The 16,248-nt window shown below is 67.2% G+C and carries 15 protein-coding genes; 6 read left to right on the top strand and 9 right to left on the bottom strand.

All coding sequences use genetic code 11. The features are described from left to right. Positions 1–72: 72 nt before the first annotated feature. The 4 genes from pafA to prcB all read right to left on the bottom strand — a co-directional run bounded on the left by pafA (position 73) and on the right by prcB (position 4,005). Entirely contained in the window at positions 73–1,431 is a 1,359-nt protein-coding gene (gene pafA / locus AB0J16_RS18970) for a Pup--protein ligase (protein WP_357649547.1), read from the bottom strand. Positions 1,432–1,572: 141 nt separating this feature from the next. After that, on the bottom strand, positions 1,573–2,088 hold the full coding sequence (locus tag AB0J16_RS18965) for a hypothetical protein (protein WP_358540750.1): 516 nt from the start codon (positions 2,086–2,088) through the stop codon (positions 1,573–1,575). Positions 2,089–2,353: 265 nt separating this feature from the next. Continuing rightward, complete coding sequence (gene prcA, locus AB0J16_RS18960; RefSeq protein WP_358541408.1) at positions 2,354–3,169, bottom strand: proteasome subunit alpha; 816 nt, start codon at positions 3,167–3,169, stop codon at positions 2,354–2,356. A 20-nt stretch (positions 3,170–3,189) separates the two neighbouring features. Beyond that, a complete protein-coding gene (gene prcB, locus AB0J16_RS18955) occupies positions 3,190–4,005 on the bottom strand; it encodes a proteasome subunit beta (RefSeq protein ID WP_358541405.1) in 816 nt (271 codons plus the stop codon). A 205-nt stretch (positions 4,006–4,210) separates the two neighbouring features. Here prcB and AB0J16_RS18950 point away from each other — a divergent pair, with 205 nt between their 5' ends. The 5 genes from AB0J16_RS18950 to AB0J16_RS18930 all read left to right on the top strand — a co-directional run bounded on the left by AB0J16_RS18950 (position 4,211) and on the right by AB0J16_RS18930 (position 9,468). Continuing rightward, entirely contained in the window at positions 4,211–5,575 is a 1,365-nt protein-coding gene (locus AB0J16_RS18950; RefSeq protein ID WP_358540748.1) for an extracellular solute-binding protein, read from the top strand. A 122-nt stretch (positions 5,576–5,697) separates the two neighbouring features. Beyond that, positions 5,698–6,594, top strand: a complete 897-nt coding sequence (locus AB0J16_RS18945; protein WP_358540746.1) for a sugar ABC transporter permease — start codon at positions 5,698–5,700, stop codon at positions 6,592–6,594. Beyond that, positions 6,591–7,409, top strand: coding sequence for a carbohydrate ABC transporter permease (locus tag AB0J16_RS18940; protein WP_358540744.1), 819 nt, complete (start codon positions 6,591–6,593; stop codon positions 7,407–7,409). Before AB0J16_RS18945 ends, AB0J16_RS18940 begins: the two co-directional genes overlap by 4 nt. Next, positions 7,406–8,281: an ABC transporter ATP-binding protein gene (locus tag AB0J16_RS18935; protein ID WP_358540742.1), complete on the top strand. Its 876-nt coding sequence runs from the start codon at positions 7,406–7,408 to the stop codon at positions 8,279–8,281. The genes AB0J16_RS18940 and AB0J16_RS18935 overlap by 4 nt, the downstream gene beginning before the upstream one ends. 128 nt (positions 8,282–8,409) lie before the next feature. After that, entirely contained in the window at positions 8,410–9,468 is a 1,059-nt protein-coding gene (locus AB0J16_RS18930) for a DNA polymerase IV (RefSeq protein ID WP_358540740.1), read from the top strand. On the opposite strand, the gene AB0J16_RS18925 is transcribed toward AB0J16_RS18930, so the two are convergent. Both AB0J16_RS18925 and AB0J16_RS18920 read right to left on the bottom strand, forming a co-directional pair. After that, complete coding sequence (locus tag AB0J16_RS18925; protein ID WP_358540738.1) at positions 9,444–10,262, bottom strand: endonuclease domain-containing protein; 819 nt, start codon at positions 10,260–10,262, stop codon at positions 9,444–9,446. The genes AB0J16_RS18930 and AB0J16_RS18925 overlap by 25 nt on opposite strands. 207 nt (positions 10,263–10,469) lie before the next feature. After that, the gene (locus AB0J16_RS18920) at positions 10,470–10,679 is read right to left on the bottom strand and encodes a ubiquitin-like protein Pup (protein WP_225291274.1); all 210 of its coding nucleotides are present in this window, start codon (positions 10,677–10,679) and stop codon (positions 10,470–10,472) included. 150 nt (positions 10,680–10,829) lie between these two features. Here AB0J16_RS18920 and AB0J16_RS18915 point away from each other — a divergent pair, with 150 nt between their 5' ends. Then, complete coding sequence (locus AB0J16_RS18915) at positions 10,830–11,234, top strand: hypothetical protein (RefSeq protein WP_358540736.1); 405 nt, start codon at positions 10,830–10,832, stop codon at positions 11,232–11,234. A 190-nt stretch (positions 11,235–11,424) separates the two neighbouring features. On the opposite strand, the gene dop is transcribed toward AB0J16_RS18915, so the two are convergent. From dop to arc, 3 genes are all read right to left on the bottom strand, one after another. Continuing rightward, positions 11,425–12,939: a depupylase/deamidase Dop gene (gene dop, locus AB0J16_RS18910; RefSeq protein ID WP_358540734.1), complete on the bottom strand. Its 1,515-nt coding sequence runs from the start codon at positions 12,937–12,939 to the stop codon at positions 11,425–11,427. Positions 12,940–13,025: 86 nt separating this feature from the next. After that, the gene (locus AB0J16_RS18905) at positions 13,026–14,150 is read right to left on the bottom strand and encodes an acyltransferase (protein WP_358540732.1); all 1,125 of its coding nucleotides are present in this window, start codon (positions 14,148–14,150) and stop codon (positions 13,026–13,028) included. Between the two features lie 137 nt (positions 14,151–14,287). After that, on the bottom strand, positions 14,288–16,051 hold the full coding sequence (gene arc / locus AB0J16_RS18900) for a proteasome ATPase (RefSeq protein WP_225291277.1): 1,764 nt from the start codon (positions 16,049–16,051) through the stop codon (positions 14,288–14,290). Between the last annotated feature and the right edge of the window lie 197 nt (positions 16,052–16,248).

Genomic DNA, 16,248 nt, shown 5'->3' with positions numbered 1-16,248 from the left:
ATTTCCCTCGGAAAGACGTCAGATTCGCGTCACCCTATCCGACATCGAAGTAGGGCCGGGGTAAACCAGTCGCTACATTCCGGCGATGAGCTTGTCCACCCGCTCGTCGACGCTGCGGAACGGGTCCTTGCACAGCACCGTGCGCTGCGCCTGGTCGTTCAGCTTCAGGTGCACCCAGTCGACGGTGAAGTCGCGCCGCTTCTCCTGCGCCTTCCGGATGAACTCACCCCGCAACCGCGCCCTGGTCGTCTGCGGCGGCACCGACTTGGCCTCGAAGATCTTCAGGTCGGACGCCACCCGCTCCACCGAGCCGCGCTTCTGCAGCAAGTAGAACAGGCCGCGCTTGCGGTGCACGTCGTGGTAGGCCAGGTCGAGCTGCGCCACCCTCGGCGACGACAGCGGCAGGTCGTACTTCTTGCGGTAACGCTCGATGAGCTGGTATTTCGTCACCCAGTCGATCTCGCGCGCCACCAGGTCGAGGTTGCCGGTCTCGACCGCGTGCAGGGTCCGCTCCCACAGCTCCAGCACCCGGCGCGCGATCGGGTCACCGCCCCGCCGGTCGACGAAGTCCTTGGCCTTGGACAGGTATTCCTGCTGGATCTCCAGGCTCGACGCCTCACGGCCGTTGGCCAGCCGCACCCGCCGCCGCCCGGTCATGTCGTGCGACACCTCGCGGATGGCCCTGATCGGGTTCTCCAGCGACAGGTCGCGCATCACCGTGCCCGCCTCGATCATGCGCAGCACCAGGTCGGTGGCGCCGACCTTGAGCAGCATGGTGGCCTCGCTCATGTTCGAGTCGCCGACGATGACGTGCAGGCGGCGGAACCGCTCGGCGTCGGCGTGCGGCTCGTCGCGCGTGTTGATGATCGGCCTGGACCGGGTCGTCGCCGAGGAGACACCCTCCCAGATGTGCTCGGCGCGCTGCGACACGCAGTAGACCGCGCCGCGCGGCGTCTGCAGCACCTTGCCCGCGCCGCAGATGATCTGCCGGGTGACCAGGAACGGGATCAGCACATCGGCCAGCCGGCCGAACTCGCCGTGCCTGCCGACCAGGTAGTTCTCGTGACAGCCGTAGGAGTTTCCCGCGGAGTCGGTGTTGTTCTTGAAGAGGTAGATGTCACCGGCGATGCCCTCTTCGCGCAGCCGCTTCTCGGCGTCGACGAGGAGTCCCTCGAGGATGCGTTCGCCGGCCTTGTCGTGGGTGACGAGTTCGATGACGTTGTCACACTCGGGTGTTGCGTATTCAGGATGGCTGCCCACGTCGAGGTACAGACGTGCGCCGTTGCGGAGGAAGACGTTGCTCGATCGGCCCCAGGACACGACCCGCCGGAACAGGTAGCGCGCGACCTCGTCGGGGGACAGCCTGCGCTGTCCCCTGAACGTGCAGGTCACGCCGTACTCGTTCTCCAGCCCGAAGATGCGACGATCCATCACCTCACACTATGCCCACGGATCGTCAAGCGGGAGAGATCTTCCCCGTGTTTCCCTCACGCGCTTGCGTCCGTCTCGCGAGGCGGCCCCGCCGGATGGTCATAGCGGCGTCATTCTCCGCTTGTACGGCCGCTTGGGGCATCAGGGGGTGTAGATCTCCTGGACCTGGACGATCTCGCCCTTGTAGACCGTGATCAGCGACGGGTGGGCGTTGCTCTTGTGCCGCTTGATCAGGACCGACCGCGAGCAGCGCTTGCTGCCGAGAGCGTCCTTCTTGCCGACCGTGAGGTCGCCCTCGGCCACCTTGCAGCCGAACGCCGACAGGAACACCACGTTCTTGGCGATCCGCGAGGAGTAGGCCATCGACTCACCCTCGGGCGGGGTGACGAACTGCCCCTCCGTCATGGTGCCCTTCTTCCACTTGACCGGCGTGTACTCGGCGGTGTCACCGCTGAGGTGCGTGATCTGGCCACGCAGGATGCCGTCGTGGCGGGAGGAGATGTGCTTGGTGAAGTCGTGCTTCGGGTCGGCCTGGAAGGTCGTGCCGAAGGTCTTGGGCGCCTTGAACTTGGGCAGGCCCGTGGTGGCGGCGTTCGCGGCGGTGGCGGCCGTAAGGACGACGGTCGCGGCGGCGGCGCCGGCGAGGAGGATACGCATTGGGTTCTTCACGCCTTCTGAGATCCTCGTCCCCGCTCGGCGGTTCGCCCAAATACGTGTGAACCAGGTCACACTCCCCCAGGGCTCGCAGGCCGTCTCGTGACGGCGCCCGAGCCCCTGTCCAGCCAGGCGGACGCCGGCCCTGTACGACAAAAAGCTCGGACGGGCGAAGATCGCCCGTCCGAGCAGGACGAGATCAGAACACCCGAGCCGCGCACACCCGGAGCGGTGGCCATGCCCGGCCACGCAGGCTCGGAGGCAGCGCCTAGAGCGGCGGCGAGCCGTCGTCGACGTCGCCCTCGGGACCGGTCGGAGGCGGGGTGTCGGGGCCGGCGTCGGATTCGAGCGGAGAGCCGCCGGCGGCGGGCGGAGTGGCAGCGGGCGGAGTGGCAGCGGGCGGAGCGGCGGCGAGGAGACGCTCCAGGCGCGGCCCCGCGAGCCGCTGGAACTTGCGGTGCTCACGGTTGCGGTCCAGCACCGCCACCTCCAGCTGCCCCACCGGCGGACGCTCCCCACCGGGCTCCGTGAGCGCCGTCAGCGCCACCTCCAGCGCGGCGGCCAGCGGCATGCCCTCCCGGTAGCCCTCCTTCAGCCGCGTCGCCACCGCCTCCGCCTGACCGCCCATCGCCGCGAAGCCGTGCTCGTCGAAGACCGACCCGTCGAAGGTCAGCCGGTAGATCGCGTCACCCTCCGGCGCGTCACCCACCTCGGCCACCACGACCTCCACCTCGAGCGACTTGATCGACTCGGTGAAGATGCGGCCCAGGTTGGACGCGTAGAGGTTGGCCAGCCCACGACCCGTCACATCGGAGCGGTCATAGGTGTAGCCGTTGATGTCGGCGTAGCGGATGCCGCCCAGCCGGAGCTCCTCGAACTCGTTGTAACGACCCACCGCCGCGAACCCGATGCGGTCGTAGATCTCACTGACCTTGTGCAGCGCCCGCGACGGGTTGGGCGCGACGAACAGGATGCCGTCCTCGTACTGCAGCACGACGACGCTGCGGCCCCGCGCGATGCCTTTGCGCGCGTAGTCGGCCTTGTCCCGCATGATCTGCTCAGGGGACGCATATCCAAAAGGCATGGACACGGAAGGGGTCCTTTCTAGCGCAGCGGGGCGATGGGGCCGTCAGGGGAGATGAGGCGCAGTTCGAGCATCTGCTCGACGTAGCCGGCCACCTCGTCGTCCGACAACCGGCGGAAGCCGTCGGCGTCGATCACCGAGACGATCGGCCAGATCTTCCGCGTCACATCGGGCCCGCCGGTGGCCGAATCGTCGTCCGCCGCGTCGTACAGCGCCTGGATCAACGCCATCACCGTGTCGTCCGCCGACATCCCATCGCGGTAGAGCTTCTTCAACGCCCCCCGCGCGAAGATCGAACCGGAACCGATCGCGTCGAACCGGTCACGCTCGTAGGGGCCGCCCGCCACGTCGTAGCTGAAGATCCGCCCGCCGTCCCGCTCCGCGTCATAGGCGGCGAACAACGGCACCACCACCAGCCCCTGCATCGCCATACCGAGATTGCCGCGAATCATCGCGGCCAGCCGGTTGGCCTTGCCGTTGACCGATAGCGTGCGGCCCTCCAGCTTCTCGTAGTGCTCCAGCTCGACCCGGTAGAGCCTGGCCATCTCGATGCCCGTGCTGGCCGTGCCGGCGATGCCCATGCACGAATAATCGTCGGTCCTGAACACCTTCTCCACGTCACGCTGAGAAATGATGTTGCCCGACGTCGCCCGCCGGTCGCCCGCCATGACCACGCCACCCGCGAACGTGGCGGCGACGATCGTGGTCGCGTGCGGAACCTGGTCGCCGATCGGCGTGGCCAGAATCTCACCACGCACCGGAAGCAGCCCTGGCGCGCGCGAACCGACGAACTCGGTGAACGAGGAACTTCCGGTGTTGTGGAAAAGCTGGTCCATCAAGCCGACGGGCAGATCCCTGTGCGATGCCACGCGACTCCCTCCCAAACGTCACTGTCCCTAGAGGGGACCCTACTCATGTTGCGTCGCTGTCTGCACTTCCCACGATCAGCCCACGGCGAACCGGTCACCAGATCGTTTCTTTACGCCCAGTAGAGGCCATGCGATTGTCGGTATGTCTGCACGTCCTGAACAGGAGGCCGACATGCTACTCCCCAGCCGACCTGCGGTGATCGCGGCTCTCGCCATCGTGGCCCTCAGCTCCTGCGGGACCGGCGCGCCCGCCGCAGGGGAGGGCATCACCCTCGTCATCACCGCCAACTCCATCTCCGGCGGCAAGAACTCCGAGTCCGCCGACTGGATCAAGCGATGGGTGATCCCCGGATTCGAGCAGACCCACCACAACGTCAAGGTGCTCTTCCAGCCCAGCGGCGTCGACGACGAGCAGTACAAGACCAAGATCGCGCTCGACCTCAAGTCCAAGGCCGGAGCCGACGTCATCGACCTCGACGGCATCTGGGTCGGCGAGTTCGCCCAGGCCGGCTACATCAAGCCGCTCACCGAGGTGGGCGGGCCCGCCGTCGACTCCTGGGAGGGCTGGTCACAGATCCCGCAGGCCGTACAGGGGCTCGGCGTCTTCGACGGCAAGAAGTACGGCCTGCCCCAGGGCACCGACGGCCGCGTCCTGTTCTACAACAAGACCCTGTTCAAGAAGGCCGGACTGCCCGACCCATGGCAGCCGGCGAACTGGGAGGACATCCTGACGACCGGCGGCAGGCTGAAGGCCGCGGGCGTGCCCACCCCCATCCAGATCAACGCCGGCACCGCGATGGGCGAGGCCACCACCATGCAGGGCGTGCTCCCCCTCCTCGCCGCCGCCGGGTCCGAGATCTACGCCGACGGCAAGTGGACCGGCGCCAGCCGGGCCATGAAGGACGTCCTCGGCTTCTACCAGCGGCTCTACGCCTCCGGGCTCAGCGACCCCAAGCTGCAGCAGGAGGCCAAGGGCCGCGACAAGTCCTTCGCCCAGTTCGCCGCCGGCAAGATCGGCATCCTGGTCGAGAGCGACTACTTCTGGCGCTCCGTCATCGAGCCGAAGGCCGGGGTGGCCCCCATGGCCGACCGCGACTCGGCCGTCGGCTACGCCGAGATCCCCGCCAAGAACCCCGGCGGCGCCATCCGCGGCCAGGACTTCGCCAGCATGTCGGGCGGCGCCGTACGCGTGCTGAACCCCTTCTCCAAGAACCCCAAGCTGGCCTGGGAACTGCTCGCCTTCATGCACTCCGCGGCGGCCACCAAGTCGCAGCTGGCCGGACAGGCCCGGATCAGCTCCCGCGGCGACGTCAACAGCGAGGTCCTCACTGCCGACCCGATGCTGAAGTACATCGCCGACAAGGTGCTGCCCATCACCGCCTACCGCCCCGGCCTCGCCGTCTACCCCCAGGTCTCCGTCGCCCTCCAGGAGGCCACCGCGGCGATCGTCAGCGGCAAGACCGCCGACGAGGCGGCGGCCACCTACCAGGCCAAGCTGGAAGGACTGGTAGGCGGCGCCGACCACGTCGCCGGGTGAGGGCGCCATGAACCGTGAGGGAGCGCCTGCGCCTGGACCGAGGAACGCAGGGAGCGAAGCGACCGGAGAGACGAGGGAAGGCACAGGATCCCAGCGACCGAACCGCGATCCGAAGGATCGCCATGAATACTGACGCGGCGGGGCTGGGAAAGGCCGGAGCGGCCGGGTTCGTCCTGCCCGCTCTCGTCCTCATCGGCGTCTTCCTCGTATTCCCCGCCCTCTGGACGATCTACCTCGGGCTCACCGACTATCGCCTCACCGGCCTGGCCGCCGCCGACCCCCAGGTCGTCGGCCTGGACAACTACACCACCACGCTGACCGACCCGCGCTTCCTCAGCTCGCTGTGGCTCACCGTCGTCTACGTCGGCGGCTCGGCCGTCCTCGGCCAGGCCGGGCTCGGCTTCACCCTCGCCTGGCTGCTGCGCACCCGCCGCGGGCCGCTACGACGGGCCGTCGAAGGCGTCGTGCTGCTGTCGTGGATCCTGCCCAGCACGGTCGTCGGCTTCCTCTGGTTCGCCCTGCTGGACCGCGACGACGGCACACTCAACGCGCTCCTGCGCACGCCCGGCCTGGGCTGGCTGCTGGACTACCCGCTGCCGTCCATCATCGTCTTCAACGTCTGGCGCGGCACCGCCTTCTCGATGATGCTGTACGCCGCCGCGCTGGAGAACGTGCCACCCTCGCAGCTGGAGACCGCCCGCCTGGCCGGCGCCTCCGTGCCGCAGCAACTGCGCGACGTGGTCTTCCCGCTCATCCGCCGGCACGTGCTGACGAACCTGCTGCTGATCAGCCTCTGGACCTTCAACGACTTCACCCCGTTCGTCCTGACCGGCGGCGGGCCGGAAGGACGCTCGGAGATCCTGCCCGTCTACGTCTACAACATCGCCCTCAAAGGCGGCGAACTCGGCGTGGGCGCCGCCGTGTCCTTCCTCATCCTGCTCATCAACCTCCTCTTCGCCCTGGCGTACCTGCGGCTGCTGCGCGGCCGGCGCCGCGCGGCGGGAAGGCCACCGGCATGATCCGCCACACCATCGGACGGCTCGCCGCCACCGTGTTCATCGCCGTCGTCCTGGCCTTCTTCGCGCTGCCCATGCTCTGGCTGGCCAGCGCCCCCTTCGACGCCAGCCCGGCGATCACCACCTCCATCCCGGACTTCACCCTGCGCAACTTCGCCGCCATCCTGGACAACCCCTACGCGCTCGGCTCCATCCGCAACTCCCTCATCCAGGGCGGCGGCGCCGCCGCGCTCGTCGTCGTCCTGGCCGCACTCGCCGCCTACGCCCTGTCCAGGGTCCGCGTCCCCGGCCGCGACGTGCTGCTCTATCTGCTCCTGCTGTTGTCGTCCGTCGTCACCGGCACCGCCGCCATGGTGCCCATCTTCGAACTCGCCACCAGGCTCGACCTCATCGACACCCACCTCGGCGTCATCCTCGTCGTCTCCGGCGGCCTGCTGCCCGCCGCCATCTTCATCCTCAAGGACTTCATGGACGAGACGCCGACCACCTACGAGGAGTCGGCACGCGTCTTCGGCGCCTCATCCCTGCAGATCCTGCGGCACATCGTGATCCCCCTCGTACGGCCCGGCCTGGCCACCATCGCCGTCTGGGCGCTGGCCAGCGTGTGGGGCGGATTCCTGTTCCAGTTCATCCTGCTGCGCGACCCCGACAAGGCCCCCGGCTCGGTCATCCTCTACACCCTCTACACCGAGGGCGGCTCACCCAGACTCGAGCTCATCTCCACCTTCTCGCTGCTCTACTCGCTCCCGGTGGTGGCGATGTACCTGTTCGTCTCCCAGCGGTACGGCTTCCGCTTCCACGGAGGGATCAAACGGTGATCTCACTGCACGGCCTCACCAAGGTGTTCCCCGGCGGAGTACGCGCCCTCGACGGCCTCGACCTCACCATCGCCGACGGCGAGTTCTTCGCCCTGCTCGGCCCGTCGGGCTGCGGCAAGACCACCCTCCTGCGCATCAAGAAGGTCCCCCGCCCGGAACGCGCCGCCAGAGCCGCCGAGGTCGCCCGGCGCCTCAGCCTGCCCGACCTCCTGCACCGCCGCCCCGCCCAGCTGTCCGGCGGCCAGCAGCAACGCGTCGCGCTCGCCCGCGCCATCGCCTGCCGCCCCACCGCGTTCCTCTTCGACGAGCCACTGTCCAACCTCGACGCCCGGCTCCGCCTCGAAGCCCGCACCTTCCTCAAGCGCCTGCAACGCGAACTCGCCGTCACCACCGTCTTCGTCACCCACGACCAGGCCGAGGCCCTCGCCCTGGCCGACCGCATCGCCGTCATGTCCCACGGCCGGATGATCCAGGTCGGCACCCCCGCCGAGGTGTTCCAGCGCCCCGCCACCCCCTTCGTGGCCGCCTTCATCGGCTCCACCCCCATGAACCTGCTGCCCGGCCAGATCACCTCCGGCACCCTCCACGTCGCCGGCGCCACCCTCCCCGCCCCTGCGGGCATCGCCGACGGAGATCTCGTGTATGGAGCGCGGCCCGAATATCTGGAACTCCTGCTCCAAGCCCGCCCCGACGCCTTCCCCGGCACCGTCTCCGTCCTGGAGAACCTCGGCACCAGCACCCTGGTCACCTTCGAGACGGACGACACCCTCATCCAGGCCGTCGTCCCCGAAGGTGACGAACCTCCCATCGGCACCCCCGCCTGGGCACTCCCTCGCCGCTCCCTCCTCTACCGCGACGGCCGCCTACTCTGAGAGAGGCGTCCACCGGGGTCTGAGTCCCGCACGTCCTAACTCCGAGAGACGCGTCGACCAGGCACGGGGCCCCGTCTGAGAGACGCGTCCACCAGGGACTGAGTGCTGCACGTCCTACTCTGAGAGACATGTCCACCAGGGACTGGGTCCTGCACGTCGACCTCGACCAGTTCATCGCCGCCGTCGAGATCCTGCGTCACCCCGACCTCCGCGGCAGACCCGTCGTGGTCGGCGGCTCCGGCGACCCCACCCAGCCGCGCACCGTCGCCGCCACCGCCACCTACGAAGCCCGCGAACACGGCGTCCACTCCGGCATGCCGCTCCGCACCGCGCTCAAACGCTGCCCCGACGCCGTCTTCCTGCCCAGCGACCCGCCCGCCTACGAGGCCGCGTCCGAGCGCGTCATGGCCACGCTGCGCGGGTTTCCCGTTCTGCTGGAGATCTGGGGCTGGGACGAGGCTTTCATCGGAGCCCGGACCGACGACCCCGAGGCGCTGGCCACCGCCCTCCAGCAGGCCGTCCTGGCCGAAACCGCCCTGTCCTGCTCCGTCGGCATCGGCGACAACAAGCATCAGGCCAAACTCGCCTCCGCGTTCGCCAAACCCGCTGGGATCTACCGTCTCACCGGCGACAACTGGGCCGAGGTCATGAACGACCGGCCCACCGACGCGCTCTGGGGCATCGGCGCCAAGATCGCCAAAAAGCTGGCCGACCTGGGACTCGACACGGTCGCCCAACTCGCCGCCGCCGACCCCGCCGACCTGGCCCGCCGCTTCGGCCCCACCAACGGCCCCTGGTACCGCTATCTCGCCCTCGGCAAGGGCGAAGCCGAGGTCGTCACCACTCCCTGGGTCGCCCGAGGCCACAGCCGCGAGATCACCTTCCCGCACGACCTCACCGACAGAACCGAAATATCCACCCACATAGCCACACTGGCCCGACAGGTCGCCTCAGACGCGACCGCCGCGGGACGAGTGATCGTCCGCGTCTCGGTAAAGGTGCGATTCGCGCCCTTCCTCACCCGCACCCGCCAGTCGAAGCTCCCCTCACCCACCACGGACGCGGCCGAGCTGTCCCGCGCCGCCCTCACCGTGCTCGACCGCTTCGACCTCAACCGGCCGGTCCGCCTCCTCGGCGTGGCCGTCGAATACGCCCCACCGGATCAGACCCGAACCGCTCGCTCATAGAACTCGGACCGCATCGCCTCGTCGACGCGGATGAACTCCTGGATCTCCTCCTCAGACACATCCTCGATGTCCTGCCACTCGACCGTCGCCTCGATGTAGGCCAACGCCCGCCACGCCACACCCGGATCGTCCCTGAACTGGCCGATACCTGTGTTGCACGGCAAGCAGAGCGCGTAGCGCACATCACCCGTACGGTGACAGTGATCGACATGCTCGGGCGAACGGTCCCAGCAGACCACGCACAACCCGTACTGATCGACCACCATGCGCTCGACATCCTCATGCCGCATGCCGTAACGCTGGGTCAGGTGGTAAGTCCTCGTCGGCGCCACCGACTCCGGACGCCGCTGCGGCGGGACCACGAACTCGGGCCAGAGAATCTCCCCGTCCAGATAGAGGGCGGCGAGTTCGAGCAACACGGTCTTGTCACCGAAGTGCCCCAGCCCGTTGTTGCAGTTGAAACAGAGAACACCCCGCACCAGGCCACTCTGGTGACAGTGGTCGACGAACGTGCCGGGGACCACCTGACAGATGGCACATAGCCCATTCTGCTGGGCAAGCATCCGCTCGAAGTCGTCCTCGGTTATGCCGTAGCGGTGTTTGAGCAGGTAATTCCGCTCGCTCCCGTGATTCTTGATCTTGTTTTCCCGCATGGCCGCGCTGTGGCACGGTTTGCAGTAGCGAGTAAGCCCAGACTTCTCCGCACGGTTGCGCCCGAACTCCGCAACAGTCTTCACTTCCTGACAGCGAGGACAGTATCTGTGCTCTGGAGGCACGTCGACCACCTCGCGCACAGTCTTACCCTGCTCGCCACGACGCTTGCGATAACTCTGAGTGGACCGCACCCGGAAGCAACTCTTGCAGTAGCGCGCAAGCCCATCGCTCATCCGCTTGTTCAGCCCAAACTCAGAGACCCCCTTCACCTCCTTACAGTCCGGACACCACTTCACTCCCTCAGGCGTTTCCACCCCATTCCCCCCGATTTCGATGTCCGTTTTGCCCTACTCTCCGCCCTTTTGGACGTAGCTGCGCACGAACTCCTCTGCGTTCTCTTCGAGAACTTCGTCGATTTCGTCCAGAATCGCGTCGACATCGTCAGTGAGCTTCTCCTGACGCTCCTGCACATCCGGCGCCGCCGAAGCCTCGGTCTCCTCGACCTCGCTCTCGCGCCGACCGGCCTGCTTCTGGCCACCCGTGTCCTTGCTTGCCATGTCCTACCTACCTCCGCTTGGGGGACTGCTCTCTAGGCATATCTTCCCCGAACCGGGCGACATTTCGCGCCCAAGGCCCCGCGATCTTGCCGACTTGACTAGATAGTTCCCCTATCCAATAATGAGGCCCCTGTCCCACAGGAGGTTTCGATGTCCCCCTCGTCTCTGAGCACGGCAGGTGTGCTTCTCATCACAGTCCCGGCGGTGGCGTTCGGCGGCGTCTCGCTGCTGACGTTCCTCATGCGGAACGTGCCCGGCTACAACGACAACCCGGTGCGCCGCAGCCTCTGGCGGGCGGGCCACGCTCACGCGGGCGTGCTGGTGCTGTTCGGCCTCGTGGCGATGCTCTACGTGGATCAGGCGGATCTTTCGGACGGCCTGAAGAGCCTGGTCCGCATCCTCATCGTGACCGCCCCGATCCTCATGCCGCTCGGCTTCTTCCTGTCGGTGGTCCGTCCCAGTGACACCAAGCCGAGCAAGCTCATCGGGCTGACGGTGGTGGGCGGCGCGGCGCTGGCGGTGGGCACGCTGACGCTGGGCATCGGCCTGCTCTGACGGGACGCCTCCGAGCGCGGGAGGGAACGCCCATGGCCGGGAGCGCGACGTGATGGCGCCCGGCCACGTATCGCCGGAGAAGCGTTCCCCTGGACGGGGCCCGGCCACGTGCGCGCGTTGGCGCCTTACCGTGCTCTGCCGTAAAAAATCGGCTTGTAAAGCGGCAGCCCCCGATAGAGGCGTATGGCGGCTAGTCTCCGCCGGTGAGGGCCGCGACCAGGTCGGCGGCGGTGCGGCAGCGGTCGAAGAGTTCGCCCACGTGGGCCTTCGTGCCGCGCAGTGGTTCGAGGGTAGGCACGCGCTGGAGGGATTCGCGGCCCGGGATGTCGAAGATGACCGAGTCCCATGAGGCGGCCGCGACGGACTCGCTGTATTGGCGTAGGCAGCGGCCGCGGAAGTAGGCGCGGGTGTCGGTGGGTGGGTTCTCGACGGCGCGCTGGACGTCGTCCTCGGTGACCAGGCGCTGCATGCGTCCGCGGGCGACGAGGCGGTTGTAGAGGCCGCGGTCGGGGCGGATGTCGGAGTATTGCAGGTCGACGAGTTGCAGCCGGGGGTGGGACCAGGTGAGCGAGTCGCGGGTGCGGTAACCCTCGAGTAGTTCGAGTTTGGCGACCCAGTCGAGTTCGCGGGAGAGCTGCATGGGGTCTTCGGCCAGGCGGGTGAGGACGGATTCCCAGCGGTCGAGGACGTCCTTGTTCATCTCTTCCTGGGCGGTGCCGCGTTCCTCGACGTACTTGCGGGCCTGCTCGAGATATTCCATCTGAAGTTGGATGGCGGTGAGCTTGCGGCCGTCGCGCAGGGGGATCTCGTAGCGGCAGGTGGGGTCGTGGGAGACCGCGCGCAGGGCTTGTACGGGGTTCTCGACGGCGAGGTCGCGGCTGAGGAAGCCGTCTTCGATCATGGCTAGGACGAGGGCCGTGGAGCCCAACTTCAGGTATGTCGAAATTTCCGACATGTTGGCGTCGCCGATGATCACGTGCAGCCGCCGGTACTTCTCCGGATCGGCGTGCGGCTCGTCCCTGGTGTTGATGATCGGCCGCTTGAGCGTGGTCTCCAGGCCCACCTCGACCTCGAAGAAGTCGGCCCGCTGGCTGATCTGGAAGCCCTCGCCGCGCGAGTCCTGTCCGATGCCGACCTTGCCCGCGCCCACGACGACCTGGCGGGAGACGAAGAACGGGGTGAGGTGGCGGACGATGTCGGCGAAGGGGGTGGCGCGCCGCATGAGGTAGTTCTCGTGGCAGCCGTAGCTGGCGCCCTTGGCGTCGGTGTTGTTCTTGTAGAGCTGGATCGGGGCGTTGGACGGGATCGCGGAGGCCCGCTGGGCGGCGTCGTACATGACGCGTTCGCCGGCCTTGTCCCAGATGACGGCGGCGCGCGGGTTGGTGCACTCGGGAGTGGAGTATTCGGGGTGGGCGTGGTCGACGTAGAGCCTGGCGCCATTGGTGAGAATGACGTTGGCGAGGCCGAGGTCCTCGTCGGTGAGCTGGCTGGGGTCGGCTACCTCTCTGGCCAGGTCGAAGCCGCGAGCGTCGCGCAGCGGGTTCTCCTCTTCGAAGTCCCACCTCGCCCTGCGCGCCCTGGCGGCGGAGGCCGCCAGGTAGGCGTTCACCACCTGCGAGGAGGTGACCATCGCGTTGGCGCCTGGCTGACCTGGTACGGAGATGCCGTACTCGGTCTCGATGCCCATCACCCGACGCACCGTCATGCAACACCCTCTGTTCGTCCGGATCTGCCTATCCGCCGTTTATATGCCCGAGCCTATGCCCTTCACAGTGCCCCAGGGTCACAGAGTTATGGCACCGCAGTCTTTTCCACCTTTACGGCGGGAACTGGGGGGGTTTGTGGACGTGCCCGGGGCTTAAGCAGACGCTGGATGGGGCGTTCGGCGAGGGAGTAGACAAGGTAGGACAGGAGCACGGCCGCGAGCGTGGTGGTGAGGGCGGTGGCCCAGGGGGCCATTCTGGTGGCCAGGATGGGGATCAGAGCCACGGCGACGACCGAGTGGAAGAGGTAGAGCGGGTAGGTCGTCGCGCCGAGCGCAGTGAGCGTTCTGGACGGCCGCAGCCGGAACACGCCGAGGGCGACGAACGACATCGCGGCGAAGATGACCGTGATGGTGATGATCACGCTGAGGTCGCTGACGGGCATGCTCTTGAATCCGGCGACCTTGATCCGGCCGTGGACGCGTTCGAGCGCGGAGTGCACCGCCAGGACGTAGCCGCAGGCGACGTAGAGCCAGGGCAGCACGGCGTTGCGGTGCTTGTGGATGAGATAGAGGGCCATGCCGGCGGCGAAGTAGGGCGCGTAGCGGGGCATGATGATCTCGTTGAGTACCTCGTTGCCGAGCAGTTCTGCGCCGAGCGCGGCGGCCAGCCAGACACCGGCGAAGATCAGGACGCGGCCGTAGGTGACACCGATGATCACGAGGATGGCCATGAGGAGATAGAAGCGGAGTTCGGCCCAGAGCGACCAGTAGACGCCGCTGGCGTCCAGGACCTTGAACAGCCGCTGGAACATACTGGCGTTCACCAGATACTCCCCAGGCGAAAGCTTGGGGTCGAGCACCTTGGTGCCGGTGAGGCCGTAGAGAGCGGCGACGGCGGCGAGGCTGAGCCAGTAGGCCGGGTAGAGGCGGACGAACCTGCTCCGGGCGAACGCTCCGAGCCCCCTCCCCCACGCGCTCATGAGGATGACGAAGCCGCTGATGACGAAGAATAACTCCACGCCCAGGATGCCGAGCCCGGCGAACGGGGCGACGGCGGGGAAGAGCTCGGCGGGCCTGTCTCCCCAGACGGAGGCGAACGCGATCAGGTAGTGGAAGGCCAGCACCGCGAGGGCGGCGACGAACCTGAGCAGATCGAGTTCGGCCAGCCGGCCTTCTCCGGGAGAGCGCCTCGGCCGGTTGGGTGGTTGCACGCCCTGTTGGACGGCACAACGATCACTTTGGTTCCGTTGGTCCCAATTTTCACATGGGTCCCTCGGCGACGCGGAGAAGATGGGGCGGCATGAGAAGGGGCCGCGCGGGGATCCGCGCGGCCCTTCTCAGCAGCCTCTTACAGGTATTGGCCGGTGTTGGCGACGGTGTCGATGGAGCGACCCGCCTCCGCGCCCTGCTTGCCCGACACGAGCGTACGGATGTAGACGATCCGCTCGCCCTTCTTGCCGGAGATGCGGGCCCAGTCGTCCGGGTTGGTGGTGTTGGGCAGGTCCTCGTTCTCGGAGAACTCGTCCACGCAGGCCGTGAGCAGGTGCTGGACCCGCAGGCCCTTCTGGCCGCTCTCGAGGAACTGCTTGATGGCCATCTTCTTGCCCCGGTCGACGATGTTCTGGATCATCGCGCCGGAGTTGAAGTCCTTGAAGTAGAGGACTTCCTTGTCGCCGTTGGCGTAGGTCACCTCGAGGAAGCGGTTCTCTTCGCTCTCGGTGTACATGCGCTCCACGACGCTCTGGATCATGCCGTGAATGGTGCCCTCGCGGGAACCGCTGTGCTCCGCGAGGTCGTCGGGGTGCAGCGGCAGTTCGGAGATGAGGTACTTGGAGAAGATGTCCTTCGCCGCTTCGGCGTCGGGCCGCTCGATCTTGATCTTGACGTCCAGGCGGCCGGGCCGCAGGATCGCCGGGTCGATCATGTCCTCGCGGTTGGAGGCGCCGATGACGATGACGTTTTCCAGGCCCTCGACACCGTCGATCTCCGAAAGGAGCTGGGGAACGATGGTGTTCTCGACGTCCGAGGAGACGCCGGAGCCTCGGGTGCGGAAGATCGAGTCCATCTCGTCGAAGAACACGATCACCGGGGTGCCCTCTGAGGCCTTCTCTCGAGCCCGCTGGAAGACCAGGCGGATATGCCGCTCGGTCTCGCCGACGTACTTGTTGAGTAGTTCGGGGCCCTTGATGTTGAGGAAGAAGCTCTTGCCTTCCTGGCCGGTGCGCTCCGCGACCTGCTTGGCCAGGGAGTTGGCGACGGCCTTGGCGATGAGCGTCTTGCCGCAGCCGGGCGGGCCGTAGAGCAGAACGCCCTTGGGCGGGCGCAGCTTGTGCTCGCGGAACAGGTCGGCGTGCAGGTAGGGCAGCTCGATGGCGTCCCTGATCTGCTCGATCTGCCTCATCAGGCCACCGATCTCCTCGTAGGAGATGTCGGGGACCTCTTCGAGCACGAGTTCTTCGACTTCGGACTTGGGAATCCGCTCGTAGACGTAGCCCGAGCGGGGTTCGAGCAACAGTGAGTCGCCCGCCCTGATCGGCTGCCCGACCAGTGACTCGGCGAGCCGCACCACGCGCTCCTCGTCCGCGTGCGAGATGACCAGTGCGCGCTGCCCCTGGTCGAGGAGCTCTTTGAGCATCACGATCTCGCCGACCTCTTCGTAGCCGAGGGCTTCGACCACGTTGAGCGCCTCGTTCAGCATGACCTCCTGGCCACGCCGGAGCGAGTCGACGTCGACGGCGGGGCTGACGTTCACCCGCAGCTTGCGGCCGCCGGTGAACACCTCGATCGTGCCGTCTTCTCTGGCCTCCAGGAAGGTGCCGAACCCGGATGGCGGCTGTGCCAGCCGGTCGACTTCTTCCTTGAGGGCAACGATCTGATCCCTGGCCTCCTTGAGTGTGGCGACCAGGCGCTCGTTCTGGCCGGTGACGGCCGCGAGGTTCGCCTGCGCCTCGTGGAGACGCTCTTCAAGGACTCTGGCCTGACGGGGTGACTCGGCCAGCTTCCGCCTCAGCGCGGTGATCTCCTCTTGGAGGAAGGAGACCTGTGTTGAAAGATCAGCGACCTCCCGTTCGCGCTGCGCGGCTCGAGCCTCAGCATCATCGCGAGCTGCCACGCCCCGTCACCTCCTTCCCAGTCGAGGGCGACTACTAAGGACCTTACCTATCTCGGGCCCCTCCGTAACCTGGCCGGGCAGTGTTCGTCGTGTGACATTCAGTGTTCGGCGAATAATCCCTAATAGTGCGTTTAATACTGGCAGCATAGGAACACGGCGATCTGTTCCCGTGTCACGCACCAACGCACCCTCGTGGC

The sequence above is a fragment of the Nonomuraea sp. NPDC049750 genome, assembly GCF_040659625.1.
GTDB lineage: Bacteria > Actinomycetota > Actinomycetes > Streptosporangiales > Streptosporangiaceae > Nonomuraea.
Note: the sequence above shows the minus strand (reverse complement) of the source record. Positions and strands in the feature narration are given on the sequence as shown.

Coding starts and splice junctions, on each gene's coding strand:
- AB0J16_RS18945 (WP_358540746.1), top strand. CDS start 5,698: ATGAATACTGACGCGGCGGGGCTGGGAAAGGCCGGAGCGGCCGGGTTC.
- AB0J16_RS18940 (WP_358540744.1), top strand. CDS start 6,591: ATGATCCGCCACACCATCGGACGGCTCGCCGCCACCGTGTTCATCGCC.
- AB0J16_RS18950 (WP_358540748.1), top strand. CDS start 4,211: ATGCTACTCCCCAGCCGACCTGCGGTGATCGCGGCTCTCGCCATCGTG.
- dop (WP_358540734.1), bottom strand. CDS start 12,939: ATGACGGTGCGTCGGGTGATGGGCATCGAGACCGAGTACGGCATCTCC.
- prcA (WP_358541408.1), bottom strand. CDS start 3,169: ATGCCTTTTGGATATGCGTCCCCTGAGCAGATCATGCGGGACAAGGCC.
- AB0J16_RS18915 (WP_358540736.1), top strand. CDS start 10,830: ATGTCCCCCTCGTCTCTGAGCACGGCAGGTGTGCTTCTCATCACAGTC.
- prcB (WP_358541405.1), bottom strand. CDS start 4,005: ATGGACCAGCTTTTCCACAACACCGGAAGTTCCTCGTTCACCGAGTTC.
- AB0J16_RS18930 (WP_358540740.1), top strand. CDS start 8,410: ATGTCCACCAGGGACTGGGTCCTGCACGTCGACCTCGACCAGTTCATC.
- AB0J16_RS18965 (WP_358540750.1), bottom strand. CDS start 2,088: ATGCGTATCCTCCTCGCCGGCGCCGCCGCCGCGACCGTCGTCCTTACG.
- pafA (WP_357649547.1), bottom strand. CDS start 1,431: ATGGATCGTCGCATCTTCGGGCTGGAGAACGAGTACGGCGTGACCTGC.
- AB0J16_RS18920 (WP_225291274.1), bottom strand. CDS start 10,679: ATGGCAAGCAAGGACACGGGTGGCCAGAAGCAGGCCGGTCGGCGCGAG.